The sequence below is a fragment of the Sphingomonas sp. genome (assembly GCF_035714405.1).
Taxonomy (GTDB): Bacteria; Pseudomonadota; Alphaproteobacteria; order Sphingomonadales; family Sphingomonadaceae; genus Sphingomonas.
On record NZ_DASTMA010000018.1, the window covers coordinates 208,096 to 222,265 of the forward strand.

Below are 14,170 nucleotides of genomic sequence, written 5' to 3' on the forward strand. Positions count from 1 at the left end.
GAGCCGCATCCTCATCGTCGACGACGAGCAGGGGATGCACGACAGCTATCGCCGCAGCTTCGCGAGCAGCCGCAGCCAGGAAGGCGATGCCCTGGAGGCAATGGCGGCCGATCTGTGGGACGACTCACCCGCGGAGACCCCGGACGAACCATGCCATGAGCTGACGCACGCAACACAAGGGCTGGAAGCGGTGGCGCTGGTGGAAGCCGCGCTGGCAAGCGGGCAGGCGTTCGCGGTCGCGTACATCGATATCCGCATGCCGCCGGGCATCGACGGGCGCGAAACCGCAAAGCGCATCCGCGCGCTCGATCCGCACATCAATATCGTCATCGTTACCGGCTATTCCGACTTTTCGCCGCTGGAGATCAGCAAGGTGGCGGGGCCGGCGGACAAGATCTTCTACATCGCCAAGCCGTTCGAGGTCGCAGAAGTGCGGCAGACCGCGGCTGCGCTGGTCGCGCGATGGTTCAACGATCGTGCGCTGGCGGAGACCCGCGCGCGGCTGGCGCAGCATGTCGAGCAACTGGAAGTCCAGGCCGCCGAGCTGGCGGCCAACGAGAGCCGTGCCGTTCATATCGCGACCCACGATTCCCTGACCGACGCGCCGAACCGTCTCGCCTTCGTACGGGCCTTGGGCGACCGCGCAAAGCGGCCCGGCCTGTTTGCGATGGCGATGATCGACCTCGACCGGTTCAAGCTGGTCAACGACACGCTGGGCCATCTCGCGGGCGACGCGCTGCTCCGCGAAGTGTGCACGATGTTGCACGAGGCGGCGCCGGAGGAGGCGCTGATCGCGCGGCTGGGCGGCGACGAATTCGGCGTCTTGTTCGATACGCCGGGCGAAGCCGCGGCAGGGATGGCCTGCGACCGGCTGATCGCGGCGGTCTCCACCACCGTCGCGGTGTTCGGCCACTCGGTCCAGGGCGGCGCGTCGGCCGGGCTGATCGTGACCGAGGGCGGAGAGGGCCGCGATCCCATCGACGTGGTGCGGCGCGCCGACCTGGCGCTGAACGACGCCAAACGCGCGGGCCGCGGGGTCGTCCGGCTGTTCGACGAGAGCATGGACGAGGGCATCCGCTTCCGCCGCCGCATCGAGGGTGGGTTGAGCGAGGCGATGGCCCGGGGCGAGCTCAGCCTCGCCTACCAGCCGATCGTGTCTCGCGACGATTTCGAGGTAGAAGGATTCGAGGCGCTGCTGCGCTGGAACACCAAGGACTATGGGCCGATCAGCCCGTCCACCTTCATCCCGATCGCGGAGGAGTCGAACCTCATCCATGAGCTCGGCGACTGGGTCCTGCATGCGGCGCTGAACGAGCTGAAGGCGTGGCCGGGGCAGTATGTGTCCGTTAATTTCTCGCCGCGGCAGTTCCGGCGGCACAATTTCGTCGGCTACATCATGGAGTGCGTGCAGCGCGCGGGCATCAGCCCGGCGCGGCTGCAGATCGAGATCACCGAGACCGCGATCTTCGACGACGCCGAGCGCGCGGCGGAGACGCTGTACAAGCTGCGGCAGATGGGCTTCCGCATCGCGTTGGACGATTTCGGCACCGGTTATTCCTCACTCTACAACATCCGCAAGTTCGCGCTCGATTGTCTCAAGATCGACCGGTCGTTCATCGACGGCATGGGCCGCGAGCGGGAGTCGGCGGCGATCGTGCATTCGATCGTCCACCTCGGCCGTGCGCTGGGGCTCGGCGTCATCGCCGAAGGGGTCGAGACGGCCGCGCAGGTGCAGATGTTGCGGATTGCGGGCGCGAGCCACCTCCAGGGCTTCTTCTTCGCCCGCCCGATGTCGGCGGACGCGGCCCGTGAGATGGCGCATCAGCGGTTCCTCGGCGCCGAAAACGATGAGACCGGCGCCAGGCGCGGCGGCGGGACGCTGGGCTGATGCCCCCGCCCGCGCGGCCGGCTCGGCACCGTCGGCGCTGGCGGTGGCCCGATCCGGCGTCGCTCGGCGCCAAGCTGGTCCTGATCCTGACCGCGACCGGACTCGCCGGCGCGCTCGGCATCACCGTGCTGCTCGCGGTCGTAATCACCCCCAACTTCAACGCCCTCGAGCGACAGGCGATCGACGGCCATGTCGAGCGCACCGCGGCGGCGCTGTCGGAATATGGCTCCAAGGTGGAGAGCGCGGTCCGCGACTATGGCGACTGGACCGCCAGCTATGAGTACATGGCGCAACCGACGCGAGCGTTCGAGCAGGAAAGCTTCTCGCCGCTGGCGATGCGCAATCTGGGTGTGCAGGGCATGGCCTATGTCGCGCCCCGCGGCCGGGTGGTGATCGCGCGCTGGCTGGGGAGGGACTCTGCGGTCGAACAGCCTGAGATGCAGCGCAGGCTGGTCGCGGCGATCGCGCGCACCAGGCTGGAGCGCACGTTGAAGAACGGTAATTCCGGCTATCTGTACATGCGGGTGGGCCCGGAGGTCGCTGCGGTGGGGGTGGCGCAAGTGCGTCGCTCCGACGGCTCCGGTACCCCGCGCGGCCATGTCGTAATGGCGCGGGTGCTGACGTCCGAGCAAGTCGCGGGATTATTGCGGCTGGACGCACGGATCGCACCGGCTGCGGGCAATGCGGTTGAGATCCTGACCCCCAGCCGCGCGCTCGCCGAGATCCAGGTGCCGGTGGTCGGGCCCGACGGCCCCGTCGCGACGGTCCGATTCGGCGTGCGGCGTGAGGTCTCCCTGCTCGGCCGGCGGATGCTGCTGCTGGCGGTGGCCGGTAGCACGGTGCTGTTGCTGCTGGTCCTGCTGGTGCTGCGGCGGATGATCGCGCAACAGGTGCTGAAGCCGTTGCACCGGGTCGAGGCGCACATGCAGCGGGTGCGCGGGTCGGGCTCGCTTGCGCTGCTCGACGAAGACCGGCGGCGCGACGAGATCGGCTCGCTGGGACGCAGCTTCAATGCCATGCTGCGGCAGCTGAATGAGCTGCGCGAGCAGATCGAAGTGCAGAGCTTCGCGCTGGGTCGTTCGGAGAGCGCGGTGGCGGTCATGCACAATGTTCGCAATGCCTTGAACCCCGTTTCTACAATCTTGTCGCAGGGTATAGCGCAACCACCGCCGGTGGAGCGCACCATGCTGGATCGAGCGATCGCCGAACTCGCGCGCGACGACCTGCCGACCGCGCGTCGGCACAAGCTCACCGCGTTCGTCACCGCCGGCCTCGATGCGTGGGCGACCAGTCGCGATGTCATGCGCGGTGAGCTCGAGGTCGGGCGCGAGGCGATGGCGCATGTGCTGGAGATCATCGGCCAACAGCAAAAGCAGGCGCACGAGCGGCCGCCGCTGGAGCCCTGTGACGTCACCGAGATCGTCGCGCGCAACGCCACCATCGCGCGTTATTCCGACAAGGCATCGATCGCCTTCTCCTTCCCGTCTGCCCCCCATCGGGTGATGGCCAATCGGGTCATCCTGAGCCAGGTAATCGGCAACCTGTTCGGCAACGCGGCCGAGGCGATCGCCTCGCGCGGGACGAACAGCGGCGCAATTGCGGTCACCGTAGTGGAGCGGGACGGCGAGGTGATCGTGTCGATCCGCGACGACGGCGAGGGCTTCGACGGCGAGGTGGAAGCGACGCTGTTCCAGCGGGGTTTTTCCACCCGCGCGCACAAGTCCGGCGGCCTTGGCCTGCACTGGTGCGCCAACTCGATGACGGCAATGGAGGGGGCGCTGCGGCTCGAAAGCGCGGGCCGGGGCCAGGGCGCGGTGGCGGTGTTGACGCTGAAGGTGGCGGCACAGGAACTCGCCGAGGCCGCATAGCCTGCGGTACTACGCGGCGAACGCGCGCGAAGGGGCGGCAGCTTTGCGCAGATAGGGTGCGACCAGGTCGCGCTCCACGAACCAGGCGCGGCGTGCGTCCGGCAGCGTCGCGAAGTCGCCGATCATGCCGCGACACTGGGCCGAGCGGCAGTCGCAGGGCATCCGCCAGGCGCTGTCGCGGAGTGTCGTCGAATAGTCCCAGGTGACCTCCTCACCCCGCGCGATCGGCCGGATCGCGATCAGGAACACCCCTCTGTCCTGGAAGCGCAGCCCGGCATTGGGATCGCAACTGTGGTTGACGAGGTCGTCGACCCGCCCCGACGGCCCGAGATATTCGCCGTCGCCGACCTGCACAAACCGATCGCGCGACCCTTGGGCATCGAGCGGGACATGCCGCACACGGCGACCGGCGAACCGGAGCAGGGTGTCGCCTTGCGCGAAGTTCTGCGCGGCGAACACGGCCTTGCCCAGGTGACTTTCCCCGACCGCGAACGGGTTGGGGCGGGGGCGATAGGCATCGAGGATATAGAACGGCCCGCCGCGCAGCCCCAGGGAGCGCGCGGGATTGAGGCTGGCGAGGCCGACCATCAGCCAGACGCTGCCGTGCGCCAGCAGTTCGACCAGGATGTAGGCGTATTCGCCGACCTGGGTCGCGCCGCTGTTGGCGACGACGATCAGCGTCGCCAGGTCGCCGAGCGTCCACAATCCCCAGGCCGGTGACCGTTCCCGCGCCGGATCCTCCCAGACGCTGGCCCAGGTCGGCCAGAAGCTGATCGGCACGGCGGCGACGACCAGCATGTGCGCCCAGAAGGTCTCGTGGAACGCCAGCCACAGGGCGATTGCGCCCAAGGACGCCGCCATGCAGACGCCCTCGGCCGCGCTCGGCGCCCGCCAGCGGGACCGCCGCCACATGGTCAGCGTGACGACGGTGCACGCGACGGCCGAAAGCCCGAACACCCAGGTCTGCGGCGCGCCGGGATTGACCGCCGCATAGGTCGCCGCCTCGATCCCGGCGGCAGTGGCCCAGATCAGCCATGAGGCGCGGTTGGGCTCGACAAGATGGCGGCGCAGGCCGACGAGGTAGAGCGCATAACCCGACAGGCTGAGCACCACCGCGACCGCGAGCCAGGTTCCGGTGGTCATAGCCCGCGACGCCCCCTTCTATGCGCCGCGCGTAATGGTAAACACGGCCTCAACAAAGGTCCATCACTGCAGCGTTAACCATTACGCAGTTTCGGGTGGATAGGGGAGGGCATGGCCTCGCTCGTCCTTCCATCTGCCAAACTCTTCGAGGAGAGTGTGGCGCGGTGGTGGCGCCCGGCGCTGCTCATCGCTTCCCTTGTTCTGGGGACACTGGCGCGCCTGACCCATGGCGACGGCATGCCGCTATGGTTCGACGAGACCTTCACCGGCGTCATCGCCGGACAGCCGAGCGGGGCCGGGCTGTGGCATTGGCTGCGGACCGAGCTGACCGGACCCTTCTTCTACGGCACCTATTGGCTGTGGGCGCGCGTTGCCGGGGTATCCACCGAGGCATTGCGGCTGCCCGGCATGATCTTCACGCTGGCGGCGCCGCTGATCGTGCTGCGCTGGGGCCACCGCGACGCGACGATGCGGTTGCTGTGGGCGACGGTGCTGCTGTTGTGGCTGCCGATGGCGGTGTTCGCGCAGGACGCGCGGCCTTATGCACTGCTCATCCTGCTCGGCACATTGCAGGCGGCGGGATTCTGTTCGCTGATGCGCGAGCCGACGCGAGCCGCGGCGCTGCGTTGGGTGTTGCCGACGCTGGCGATCGGGCTCACCCACTATTTCGCGCTGGTATCCGGACTAGTGCAGGGGCTGGTGCTGCTCGCGGTGCATCGCCGAGCGGCGGCGCGGCTGTGGCCGGCCGCGCTGCCGTTCGCGCTGCTCGTCGGCTGGATGGCATTGCATCTGTCGTTCGTCACGCGGATCGCTGGTGGCGGCATGGCGATGTCGACGTCCATGGCGATCAGCGACCTGTCACGCCTGCCGGTCCTGATCGTCGGCGACGGGCCGTTCGCGCTGTTGCTGGCGTTGCCGCTCGGCTGGATGCTGGTCGAACGCGCGCGCGACTGGCGGGATGCGCCTGCGTGGCGACCTTCGCCGGAGGCGTGGACGGGGCTGTCGGGGGTCGCCGCGTTTCTGCTCCTGTTCGCGGTCGCCTGCGTCGTGCCGGGCATCGCGATGCGGTATTTTCTGCCGACGCTTCCCGCCGCCATCTTCGGGCTCGCATGGTGCTTACGCGGCGGTGTGGTGCGCGGGAGCGTTGCGGTGCCGGCGTTCTTCCTGGCCGCGAACATCGCCTGCCTCGGACTGGCCGCTTCGGGCGTGGGCGATCGCTCGCTCGATCAGCGGCATGCGTTCGGCATGGACCTGCCCAGCCGCTGGCTGATGGAGCGGCCGCCGGAACGCCTAATATTTTTCTGGGCGGACCCTACCGCGGTGCTGTCCACGGGCCTCGACGCCAATGTCGCCGAGGTCGGCGGCTTCTTCCTGCACCGTGCGGGCAGCAAGGCGCCGGTCGAGCTCGCGCGAGTGCCGGTCGGCGCGGACGCGGCGGCGCTGGTTGGGGCGCGCGCGCTGGCGAAGCCAGACACGGCCATCCTGTGGGTCGGCAACGCGCCCAGCGCGGACCCTCGCCGCCGGCCGGCACCGCTGTTCCGCGACCCACGTTGGGAGTGCCGTGACTTCGGCGCGGGGCTGGCGCTGTCGGTCGCATGCCGTCCTCGGCCGGCCTCGCCGACGCCCGCCACCGGGCCGATGCGCACTTCGCTTGACACACTGGGGGTGCCCGGCGACGGCGCCCGAACGAAGGGGATGACGGGCACATGAAAGCGGTGATCTTGGCGGGCGGCCTCGGCAGCAGGCTGGGCGAAGAGACCACGATCCGACCCAAGCCGATGGTCGAGATCGGGGGCATGCCGATCCTGTGGCACATCATGAAGATCTATGAGGCCGGCGGCATCACCGACTTCATCGTCTGCCTCGGCTACAAGGGCTATGCGATCAAGGAGTTCTTCGCGAACTACTTCCTCCATACCGCCGACGTGACGGTCGACCTGAACACCAACAGCCTCGAAGTGCACAAGTCGCGCAGCGAGCCCTGGCGGATCACGCTGGTCGATACCGGTGCCACGACGATGACCGGCGGCCGGCTCGCGGCGATCCGGCCTTACCTGACCGAAGACGAGCCGTTCTGTTTCACCTATGGCGACGGCGTGGCGGACATCGACGTGCGCGCGCTGATCGCCTTCCATCAGGGCCATGGCCGCAGCGCCACCATGACGTCGGTAGGGCTGCCCGGCCGGTTCGGCGCGATCGAATTCGACGGCGACATGATCACCGCCTTTCGCGAGAAGCACGCCGGCGACGGTGGCCAGATCAACGGCGGCTTCTTCGTCGCGGACACAAGCGTGCTCGACCTGGTCGAGGGGCCGGACACGATCTGGGAGCAGCGGCCGCTGGAAAAGCTGGCCGCCGACGGACAGCTCGCCGCCTATCGGCACGATGGCTTCTGGCACCCGATGGATACGTTGCGCGACAAGATCCTGCTGGAGGGGCTGTGGTCGAGCGGACAGGCTCCCTGGAAATGCTGGTAGGGGCAATTCCGGCAGGCGCCTGGCGGGGCCGCCGCGTCCTGCTGACCGGCCATACCGGCTTCAAGGGCGCATGGCTGGCGCTGTGGCTTCACCAGCTGGGCGCGGAGGTGACCGGCCTCGCCCTAGCGCCGCCGACCGACCCGAGCCTGTTCGAGCGCGCGGGGGTAACGGAGCTGCTGACCCATATCGAGGGCGACATCCGCGACCTCGATACGGTGTCGGCGGCGATGCGCGCGGCCCGGCCCGACGTGGTGTTCCACCTCGCCGCGCAGCCGTTGGTGCGACTCTCCTACGAGCAGCCGGTGGAGACCTATGCCACCAACGTCATGGGCACCGTCCATGTGTTGGAGGCCGCGCGCCAGGTCGGCGGGGTGCGCGCGATGGTCTGCGTCACCACCGACAAATGCTATGACAACCGCGAATGGGTGTGGCCCTATCGCGAGAGCGATCCGATGGGCGGCTACGATCCCTATTCGAGCAGCAAGGGCGCGGCCGAGCTGGTGATCGCGGCCTATCGTCGCTCGTTCATGGCGGAGGCGGGGATCGGCCTCGCCTCGGTGCGGGCGGGCAACGTGATCGGCGGCGGCGACTGGGCGGCGGACCGGCTGATACCCGACCTGATCCGCGCCTTCGAAGCGGGCGAGGCGCCGGCGATCCGCTCACCGCAAGCGGTGCGGCCGTGGCAGCATGTGCTGGAGGCGCTGGGCGGCTATCTGCTGATCGCCGAGCGGCTGCTCGCGGGCGAGGCGGCCTTTGCCGACGCCTGGAATTTCGGGCCGGCGGACGACGATGCGCGGCCGGTATCGTGGATCGTCGACCAGGTTCGCGCGGCGTGGGGCGGGGATGCGGCGGCGCCCGCGCCGTGGACGGGCACGACGCCGCACGAGGCCGGCCTGCTCAAGCTCGACACGTCCAAGGCGCGGAGCATGCTGGGCTGGCGGCCGGCGCTGGCGCTGGACGAGGCGCTGCGGTGGATCGTCGAATGGCACCGGCGCACCGCCGCCGGAGACGACGCGCGCGACGTGACGCTGCGCCAGGTCGAAGCGTACCGGACGAAAGCCGCGCTTTAGGCGTAGGCTCGGTTCAAGCAGTTCCGCGTCACATCGGCCAGGGTGTCGAGCATGTAATCGACGCGCGGCTGGTCGATGCCGGGCCACACGCCGACCCAGAATGCATCGTTCATGATCTTGTCGGTGTGGGTCAGTTCGCCGACCACGCGATAGTCCACATCGGCAAAGGCGGGCTGTTTGGTCAGGTTGCCGGCGAACAGCAGGCGCGTGCCAACCTTGCGCGTCTCGAGTTCACGAACCAGGACGTTGCGGTCGATCGCGTTTCCGTCACGCACCGTGAGCAGATAGCCGAACCAGCTGGGGTCGCTGCCCGGCGTCGCTTGCGGCAGCAGATAGTGCTCGTCCAGGCCGCGGTCGCGCAGGCCGCGGGTCAGGCGATCGAAATTCTCGCGTCGCGCCGCGATGAAGCGGTCGAGCTTCTTGAGCTGCGACACGCCGACCGCCGCCTGCATGTCGGAGACCTTCAGGTTATACCCGACATGGCTGTAGGTGTATTTGTGGTCATAACCCTTGGGCAACTGGCCCAGCTTCCAGCCGAACCGCTTGTTGCAGGTGTTGTCCATGCCCGGCTTGCAATAGCAATCGCGACCCCAGTCCCGCAGCGATTCACAGTTCTTGGCGTCCAGGGCTGAGTTCATCAGCACCGCCCCGCCTTCACCCATGGTGATGTGGTGCGCCGGGTAGAAGGAGAGCGTGGCGACATCGCCGAAGGTGCCGACGCCCTGGCCGTTGAGGGTCGCGCCGAACGCGTCGCAGCAATCCTCGACCATCAGCAGGCCGTGCTGCTTGCACAGTGCCGCGACGCGCGCCGCGTCGAACGGGTTGCCCAATGAGTGCGCGATCATGACCGCGGCGGTCTTGGGCCCGATCGCCGCCTCCAGCAGGTCGACATCGACATTGTGGGTCGCCGGGTCGACATCCACGAACACGGGCGTGCAGCCATATTGCACGATCGGGGTGACGGTGGTCGGGAAACCGGCGGCGACGGTGATGACCTCGTCGCCCGGCCGTACCCGACGACCACGGCGGCGCGGCGAGGCGAGGGTGGCGAAGGCGAGCAGGTTGGCGGCGGACCCGGACACCGTCAGCTTGGCGAACTTGCGCCCGAACTTGGCCGCCAGCTCCGCCTCGAACTGGTCGGCATAGCGCCCGGCCGTTAGCCACATGTCGAGCGACGCATCGACCAGATGTTCGCAATCGTCGGCGTCCATCACCTTGCCGCTGGGCGGGATGTAGGTAACCCCGGGCTCGAACGGCGCCACCTGTCGCGCGTCGTGATAGGCGCGGGACAGGCGGAGGATTTCGGCGCGCTGTTCGTCCAGTGTCAACGCAAAACCCCTCAGTCCCTTATGGGCGCCACTAACGGGCAGCCGCGCGCGCGGTCAACGGCTCGTCGGTGCGGATCGGAAGGTCAGCCGGGAATGGAAGAACCAGCTGCCGATCACCGTCGCCACGACGAAGCCGACTTGCGCTACCCAGGGCTTCAGCCCGACCACCTCCACCAGCAGGGGCAGCGCGGCCCAGTTCAGCGCGTAGATGCCAAGGTAGAAGGAGCAGAATTTCGCGAATTCTGCGAGGCCGCCGCCGCGGGTCCTGAACACCAGCAGCTTCTGCGTGGTGTAGGCGAAGAGGAGGCTGACGGCCTGCGCGATCAGCAGCGCCGCCATGTAGTGGCGCACGAGCGGCGGGAACGCCCACTGGAGCGCGGGAAAGGTCGCGATGCCGACCACGGTGTTGATGCCGCCCACCACAAGGAAGCGTAGCGGGCGGTCGCTCATCGCGTCATTCGTCCAGAAGGTCGATCAGCAGGTTCTCGCGCAGCACCTCGCGCGGAAGGAACGGCGACAGGTCCTCCAGCGGCGGCGAGGTTATGCGTCCGTCCGGCTGGACCTTCGCTGCCAGTTTCGGCGCGAACGGCACATGCTCGTCGATCATCAGCTCGCACAGGACCGGGCCGGGTGCGGCTATTGCTTCCGCCAGCACAGGCCCTAGCGCGCAATGGTCGGCGGCACGGAAATAGGTGAAGCCGAAGGCGCCGGCGAGCCGGGAGAAATCGGGGAAGGTGACGTTGCTCTTGGGCCCGCCGCCCACCTCGTCGCCGTCGAAGAAGTTGCGCTGAGACTGGAAGATCGAGACATAGCCGCTGTTGTTGAGCAGGATGACCTTCACGGGGATGCCATAGCCGGCGATGGTCTGCATCTCCTGCAGGTTCATCATGATGCTGCCATCGCCGGCGATGCAGATGATGCGCTTCTTCATGCCGGTGGCCGCGGCGATGCCGATCGCGGCGGGCAGGTCATAGCCCATCGTGGCGGACCCGGAGTTGGTCCATAGCCGCTGACCTTTCTTCAGGTGCGCGGTCTGGAAGCTGACAACACAGGCGCTGCCGTTGCCGGTGACGACGATGTCGTCTTCGTCGAGCGTGTCGAACAGCGCTGCCATCGCGACATAGGGGTGGCAGAGCTGGTTGTGCTGGTACTCCGGCAACACGACCGGAAAGCGCCGCCCGCGCTCCTTGCCCCATTCCAGCCATTCGCGCTGCTCGGTGCTGGGGCCGTCCCAGGGCTCATCGAGCAGCACGGGCAGCAAGTCCTTCAGGTCGGCGACGACCGGCAGGTCTGGCTTGACGGTAGGCTTCTGCAGCTCGAGCGGATCGATATCGACCCAGGCCTTGAACGCCTCGCGCGCGAAGCTGGTCCAATTGTAACTGACCTGGCGGATGTTGAGCCGCGACCCCAGGACCAGCAGGAAGTCCGCGCTTTGCGTCACCATGTTGCCCGCACGATCGCCGATCGAGCCTGGCCGCCCGCAATAGAGCGGGTGATCGTTCCAGATGACATCATGCGCGTTCCAGCCAGTGACGACCGGGACGCCAAGCTTCTCGACCAGCCGGATGAACGCTTCATGCGCACCCGATAGCCGGACGCCGCCGCCGGCCAGGATCACCGGGCGCTTGGCCTCCTTCAGCCGGGCCATGATCGCCTGCGCCGCCGCCTGCAGGTCGGTCGTCTTCCAGGGTTCGTCGAGCTCCGCCGGGTCGAAGCCGGGCAGCAGGTCGTCGGGGTCGATCAGCGCCGCCTGCACGTCGAGCGGAATGTCGAGCCAGCACGGTCCCGGCCGGCCGGTGGTGGCCAGGTAGATCGCTTTTTCCAGGTGGTAGCGGATGGACCGCGGGTCGGTGACCATCGTCGCATATTTGGTGATCGGCGCGACGATCGGCTCGATATCGAGTTCCTGGTCGCCCAGCTGCCGCAGCGGCAGGCCGGAATGTCGCACCGTGGTCTCGGTCTTCACCTGCCCCGAGATCACCAGCATCCCGATCGAATCGACGAACGCGCCGAAGACGCCGGTGATCGCATTGGTACCGCCCGGACCGGAGGTGACGTTGACTACCGCCAGCCGGTTGGTCAGCCGGTAATAAGCCTCGGCCGCCATCGCCAACGCCTGTTCGTGGTGGCAGAAGGTGGTGGTCAGCTCGCGGTGTGTGCCGAGCGCGTGGTTGAGATGCATCGCGCCGCCGCCCGTCAGCATGAAGACGTCGCGGATGCCGTGCGCCACCAGCTGCTCGGCGACCCAGACGGAAAGCTTGATCTTGGTCATGGACGCCATCCGTGAGAGGCCGCCGTCCGGCGGATCGCTTCGTCGAGGTCCACCCGCTGCCTGACGCCCAGATCGCGGCGGATCAAGGCGGTCGCGGGCACATAGCGGCCGGGGTTCCAGCCGGGATCGGGGCGGCCGAGCACTTCATGCCCGGCATCGCCCAGCAACGCCGCCGTGCGCCGGGCGAGGTCGGCGATCGAGACGGCTTCTTCCGAGCCGACGTTATAGGTGCTTCCGGGCGCGGCGCGCAGCAGGATCGTCCACAGCCATGCGGTCAAATCACCGGCATAGAGGTAGGAGCGCATTGCTGTGCCGGCGCCCTCGACGCGCACGGTCCGGCCGGCGAGCGCGTCGCGGATGAAGTTGCCGGCAGCGAAGTGAGTGTCGAGGCTGAGCAGCGGGCCCAACACCGCGAAGATGCGGGCGTTGACGACCTCTAGCCCGTGCTGCTTGCGGTAGATCGCGCCGAGCAGTTCGGCCGCGCGCTTGGCCTCGGCATAGGCGTTGCGCGGGTCGAGGGGATCAGGGCCGCCCAGCCAGTCCTCGCCGACATGCGTGGTGTCCCATGGCTGCGCGCCGTAGACCGCGCCGGACGACAGGAAGAACAACCGGGTCGCCCTCGCCGCCACCGCATGGTCGAGCACGCGCCGGGTGCCCGTCACCACCGTGTCGAACATCCGGGCCGGGTCGGTGCGGTTCAGCTCGGCGCTGGCATCGGCGGCGGCATGGAGGACATAGTCGACCGGTTCGCCCGAGGCAGGGAGCGTCAGCACGTCGCCGGCGACGAGTTCGAAGGCGGCGGCGAGATGGGGCGCCTTGCGCGCGAACGCCGCGGGGTCGCGCGACAGCACGCGCACCTTCGCGCCCAGCCCGTACCGATGCTCGGCCGCGAGCAGGGCTTCCAGCATCCAGCGGCCGATGAACCCGGTCCCGCCGGTAACCAGCAGCCGCTTGCCCGACAGGGTCCGCCAGGCGTCGCCGACCGCGTCCACGGCCGCGTCGATATCGTCTGCGAAGGTGCGGTCGCTCATGCGGTCAGCGACAATGGTCCGCGCGCTGAGGTGCGCCGGGTCGGCTCCGCGCGGGAAGGCGGGAAATTGACGCGCTCCTCCTCGATCACCAGCGGCACGTTGCGTACCCGCTCGGACAGCAGTCTCACTTGGTCGCCGATCAACCCCAGGAACAGCAGCACCAGCGAGAACATGCCGAGCATGACCGTTAGCATCAACGCCACCGGCGAATAGCCGATCGTGATGAAGCGGAAAATCGCCACGCCCGCCAGCAGCACCGATGCGACGAAGAAGTAGATGCTCAGCACCAGCTGCAGCCTCAGCAGGGACTTTGCGGAGCCGCCGATGCCGGACAACGCGAAGTTCAGCAGCGTCCAGAAGCTGTTGCTGGACTTGCCGCCTGCGCGTGGCGGCCGGTCGAACGGCAGCACCGCCATCCGATAGCCGCTCTCGACCACCATGCCGCGCAGAAAGGGCTCCGGCTCGTTCCACTGCGCCAGGGTGTCGACCACCGCACGGTCGTAGAGGCCGAAGCCGGTCGCGCCGGGAATGAGCGGGTAATCGCCGAAGCGGGCGAAGAACGCGTAACCCGCGCGACGGATCAGGCCCAGCGTCATCGAGACCTTCTCGCTGCGCCGCTGGCCCAGCACCACCTGTGCGCCGGCGCGCCATTGCCGCACCATCTCGCCGATTAGCGCCGGCGCGTCCTGGAAGTCGCAGCACATTGCGATCACCGCCTGCCCGTCCGCCTGGAAGATGGCGTGGGTGGGCGAGCGCATCTGGCCGTAATTGCGGTTGTTGAAGATCGCACGGACCCGGTGGTCGCGCGCGCAGATCTCCCGCAGCAGCTCCCGCGTTCGGTCGGTGGAGTGATTGTCGATGAAGATGATCTCGTGGCTGGCGGCGTGCGCCTCGGCTTGCGCGGTCACCGCCTCATAGATTGCGACGACATTGGCCTGCTCGTTGAAGCAGGGGATCGCGAAGGAAATTTCCACCCGCGATCCGTCGCCGTTGCGACACGGAAAGGCGAGGGGAGTGGCGCCCTCGACTGAGATGTTCTGGTGAATCACAAAGGAAATCCCGCCCGCACCGCTCCACGCGGCAACCCTAACGA

11 protein-coding genes are annotated in these 14,170 nt (G+C 68.1%); 5 read left to right on the plus strand and 6 right to left on the minus strand.

Going from position 1 to position 14,170, the window contains the following annotated elements:
- Positions 1 to 34: 34 nt before the first annotated feature.
- The gene (locus tag VFQ64_RS07915) at positions 35 to 1,888 is read left to right on the plus strand and encodes a two-component system response regulator (RefSeq protein WP_325103415.1); all 1,854 of its coding nucleotides are present in this window, start codon (positions 35 to 37) and stop codon (positions 1,886 to 1,888) included.
- Positions 1,888 to 3,756: a CHASE4 domain-containing protein gene (locus tag VFQ64_RS07920; protein WP_325102753.1), complete on the plus strand. Its 1,869-nt coding sequence runs from the start codon at positions 1,888 to 1,890 to the stop codon at positions 3,754 to 3,756. The genes VFQ64_RS07915 and VFQ64_RS07920 overlap by 1 nt, the downstream gene beginning before the upstream one ends.
- Before the next feature lie 9 nt (positions 3,757 to 3,765).
- On the opposite strand, the gene VFQ64_RS07925 is transcribed toward VFQ64_RS07920, so the two are convergent.
- The gene (locus VFQ64_RS07925; protein ID WP_325102754.1) at positions 3,766 to 4,899 is read right to left on the minus strand and encodes an SET domain-containing methyltransferase; all 1,134 of its coding nucleotides are present in this window, start codon (positions 4,897 to 4,899) and stop codon (positions 3,766 to 3,768) included.
- Positions 4,900 to 5,010: 111 nt separating this feature from the next.
- Here VFQ64_RS07925 and VFQ64_RS07930 point away from each other — a divergent pair, with 111 nt between their 5' ends.
- From VFQ64_RS07930 to rfbG, 3 genes are read left to right on the plus strand one after another with little or no spacing between them, the layout of a single operon-like run.
- On the plus strand, positions 5,011 to 6,609 hold the full coding sequence (locus tag VFQ64_RS07930) for a hypothetical protein (RefSeq protein ID WP_325102755.1): 1,599 nt from the start codon (positions 5,011 to 5,013) through the stop codon (positions 6,607 to 6,609).
- Complete coding sequence (gene rfbF, locus VFQ64_RS07935) at positions 6,606 to 7,376, plus strand: glucose-1-phosphate cytidylyltransferase (RefSeq protein ID WP_325102756.1); 771 nt, start codon at positions 6,606 to 6,608, stop codon at positions 7,374 to 7,376. The genes VFQ64_RS07930 and rfbF overlap by 4 nt, the downstream gene beginning before the upstream one ends.
- Positions 7,367 to 8,446 (plus strand): CDP-glucose 4,6-dehydratase, encoded by a 1,080-nt coding sequence (rfbG, locus tag VFQ64_RS07940; protein WP_325102757.1) that lies wholly within the window; start codon positions 7,367 to 7,369, stop codon positions 8,444 to 8,446. Before rfbF ends, rfbG begins: the two co-directional genes overlap by 10 nt.
- Here the strand turns inward: rfbG and rfbH are convergent.
- Genes rfbH through VFQ64_RS07965 form a run of 5 tightly spaced genes read right to left on the minus strand, consistent with a single transcriptional unit; the run spans position 8,443 to position 14,126 of the window.
- Positions 8,443 to 9,774 (minus strand): lipopolysaccharide biosynthesis protein RfbH, encoded by a 1,332-nt coding sequence (gene rfbH / locus VFQ64_RS07945; RefSeq protein WP_325102758.1) that lies wholly within the window; start codon positions 9,772 to 9,774, stop codon positions 8,443 to 8,445. The two genes, rfbG and rfbH, sit on opposite strands and share 4 nt — an antisense overlap.
- Positions 9,775 to 9,828: 54 nt before the next feature.
- Positions 9,829 to 10,224, minus strand: a complete 396-nt coding sequence (locus VFQ64_RS07950; protein WP_325102759.1) for a GtrA family protein — start codon at positions 10,222 to 10,224, stop codon at positions 9,829 to 9,831.
- Positions 10,225 to 10,228: 4 nt separating this feature from the next.
- Complete coding sequence (locus VFQ64_RS07955) at positions 10,229 to 12,046, minus strand: thiamine pyrophosphate-binding protein (RefSeq protein ID WP_325102760.1); 1,818 nt, start codon at positions 12,044 to 12,046, stop codon at positions 10,229 to 10,231.
- Positions 12,043 to 13,077 (minus strand): NAD(P)-dependent oxidoreductase, encoded by a 1,035-nt coding sequence (locus VFQ64_RS07960; RefSeq protein WP_325102761.1) that lies wholly within the window; start codon positions 13,075 to 13,077, stop codon positions 12,043 to 12,045. The genes VFQ64_RS07955 and VFQ64_RS07960 overlap by 4 nt, the downstream gene beginning before the upstream one ends.
- Positions 13,074 to 14,126 carry a glycosyltransferase family 2 protein gene (locus VFQ64_RS07965; RefSeq protein WP_325102762.1) on the minus strand — a complete coding sequence of 351 codons (1,053 nt, stop codon included), beginning with the start codon at positions 14,124 to 14,126 and terminating at the stop codon, positions 13,074 to 13,076. Before VFQ64_RS07965 ends, VFQ64_RS07960 begins: the two co-directional genes overlap by 4 nt.
- Positions 14,127 to 14,170 lie beyond the last annotated feature (44 nt).

What these genes read in the sequence shown, in the direction of transcription:
- VFQ64_RS07915 (WP_325103415.1), top strand. Translation starts at nt 35, where the DNA reads ATGCACGACAGCTATCGCCGCAGCTTCGCGAGCAGCCGCAGCCAGGAA.
- VFQ64_RS07920 (WP_325102753.1), top strand. Translation starts at nt 1,888, where the DNA reads ATGCCCCCGCCCGCGCGGCCGGCTCGGCACCGTCGGCGCTGGCGGTGG.
- VFQ64_RS07925 (WP_325102754.1), bottom strand. Translation starts at nt 4,899, where the DNA reads ATGACCACCGGAACCTGGCTCGCGGTCGCGGTGGTGCTCAGCCTGTCG.
- VFQ64_RS07930 (WP_325102755.1), top strand. Translation starts at nt 5,011, where the DNA reads ATGGCCTCGCTCGTCCTTCCATCTGCCAAACTCTTCGAGGAGAGTGTG.
- rfbF (WP_325102756.1), top strand. Translation starts at nt 6,606, where the DNA reads ATGAAAGCGGTGATCTTGGCGGGCGGCCTCGGCAGCAGGCTGGGCGAA.
- rfbG (WP_325102757.1), top strand. Translation starts at nt 7,367, where the DNA reads ATGCTGGTAGGGGCAATTCCGGCAGGCGCCTGGCGGGGCCGCCGCGTC.
- VFQ64_RS07950 (WP_325102759.1), bottom strand. Translation starts at nt 10,224, where the DNA reads ATGAGCGACCGCCCGCTACGCTTCCTTGTGGTGGGCGGCATCAACACC.
- VFQ64_RS07955 (WP_325102760.1), bottom strand. Translation starts at nt 12,046, where the DNA reads ATGACCAAGATCAAGCTTTCCGTCTGGGTCGCCGAGCAGCTGGTGGCG.
- VFQ64_RS07960 (WP_325102761.1), bottom strand. Translation starts at nt 13,077, where the DNA reads ATGAGCGACCGCACCTTCGCAGACGATATCGACGCGGCCGTGGACGCG.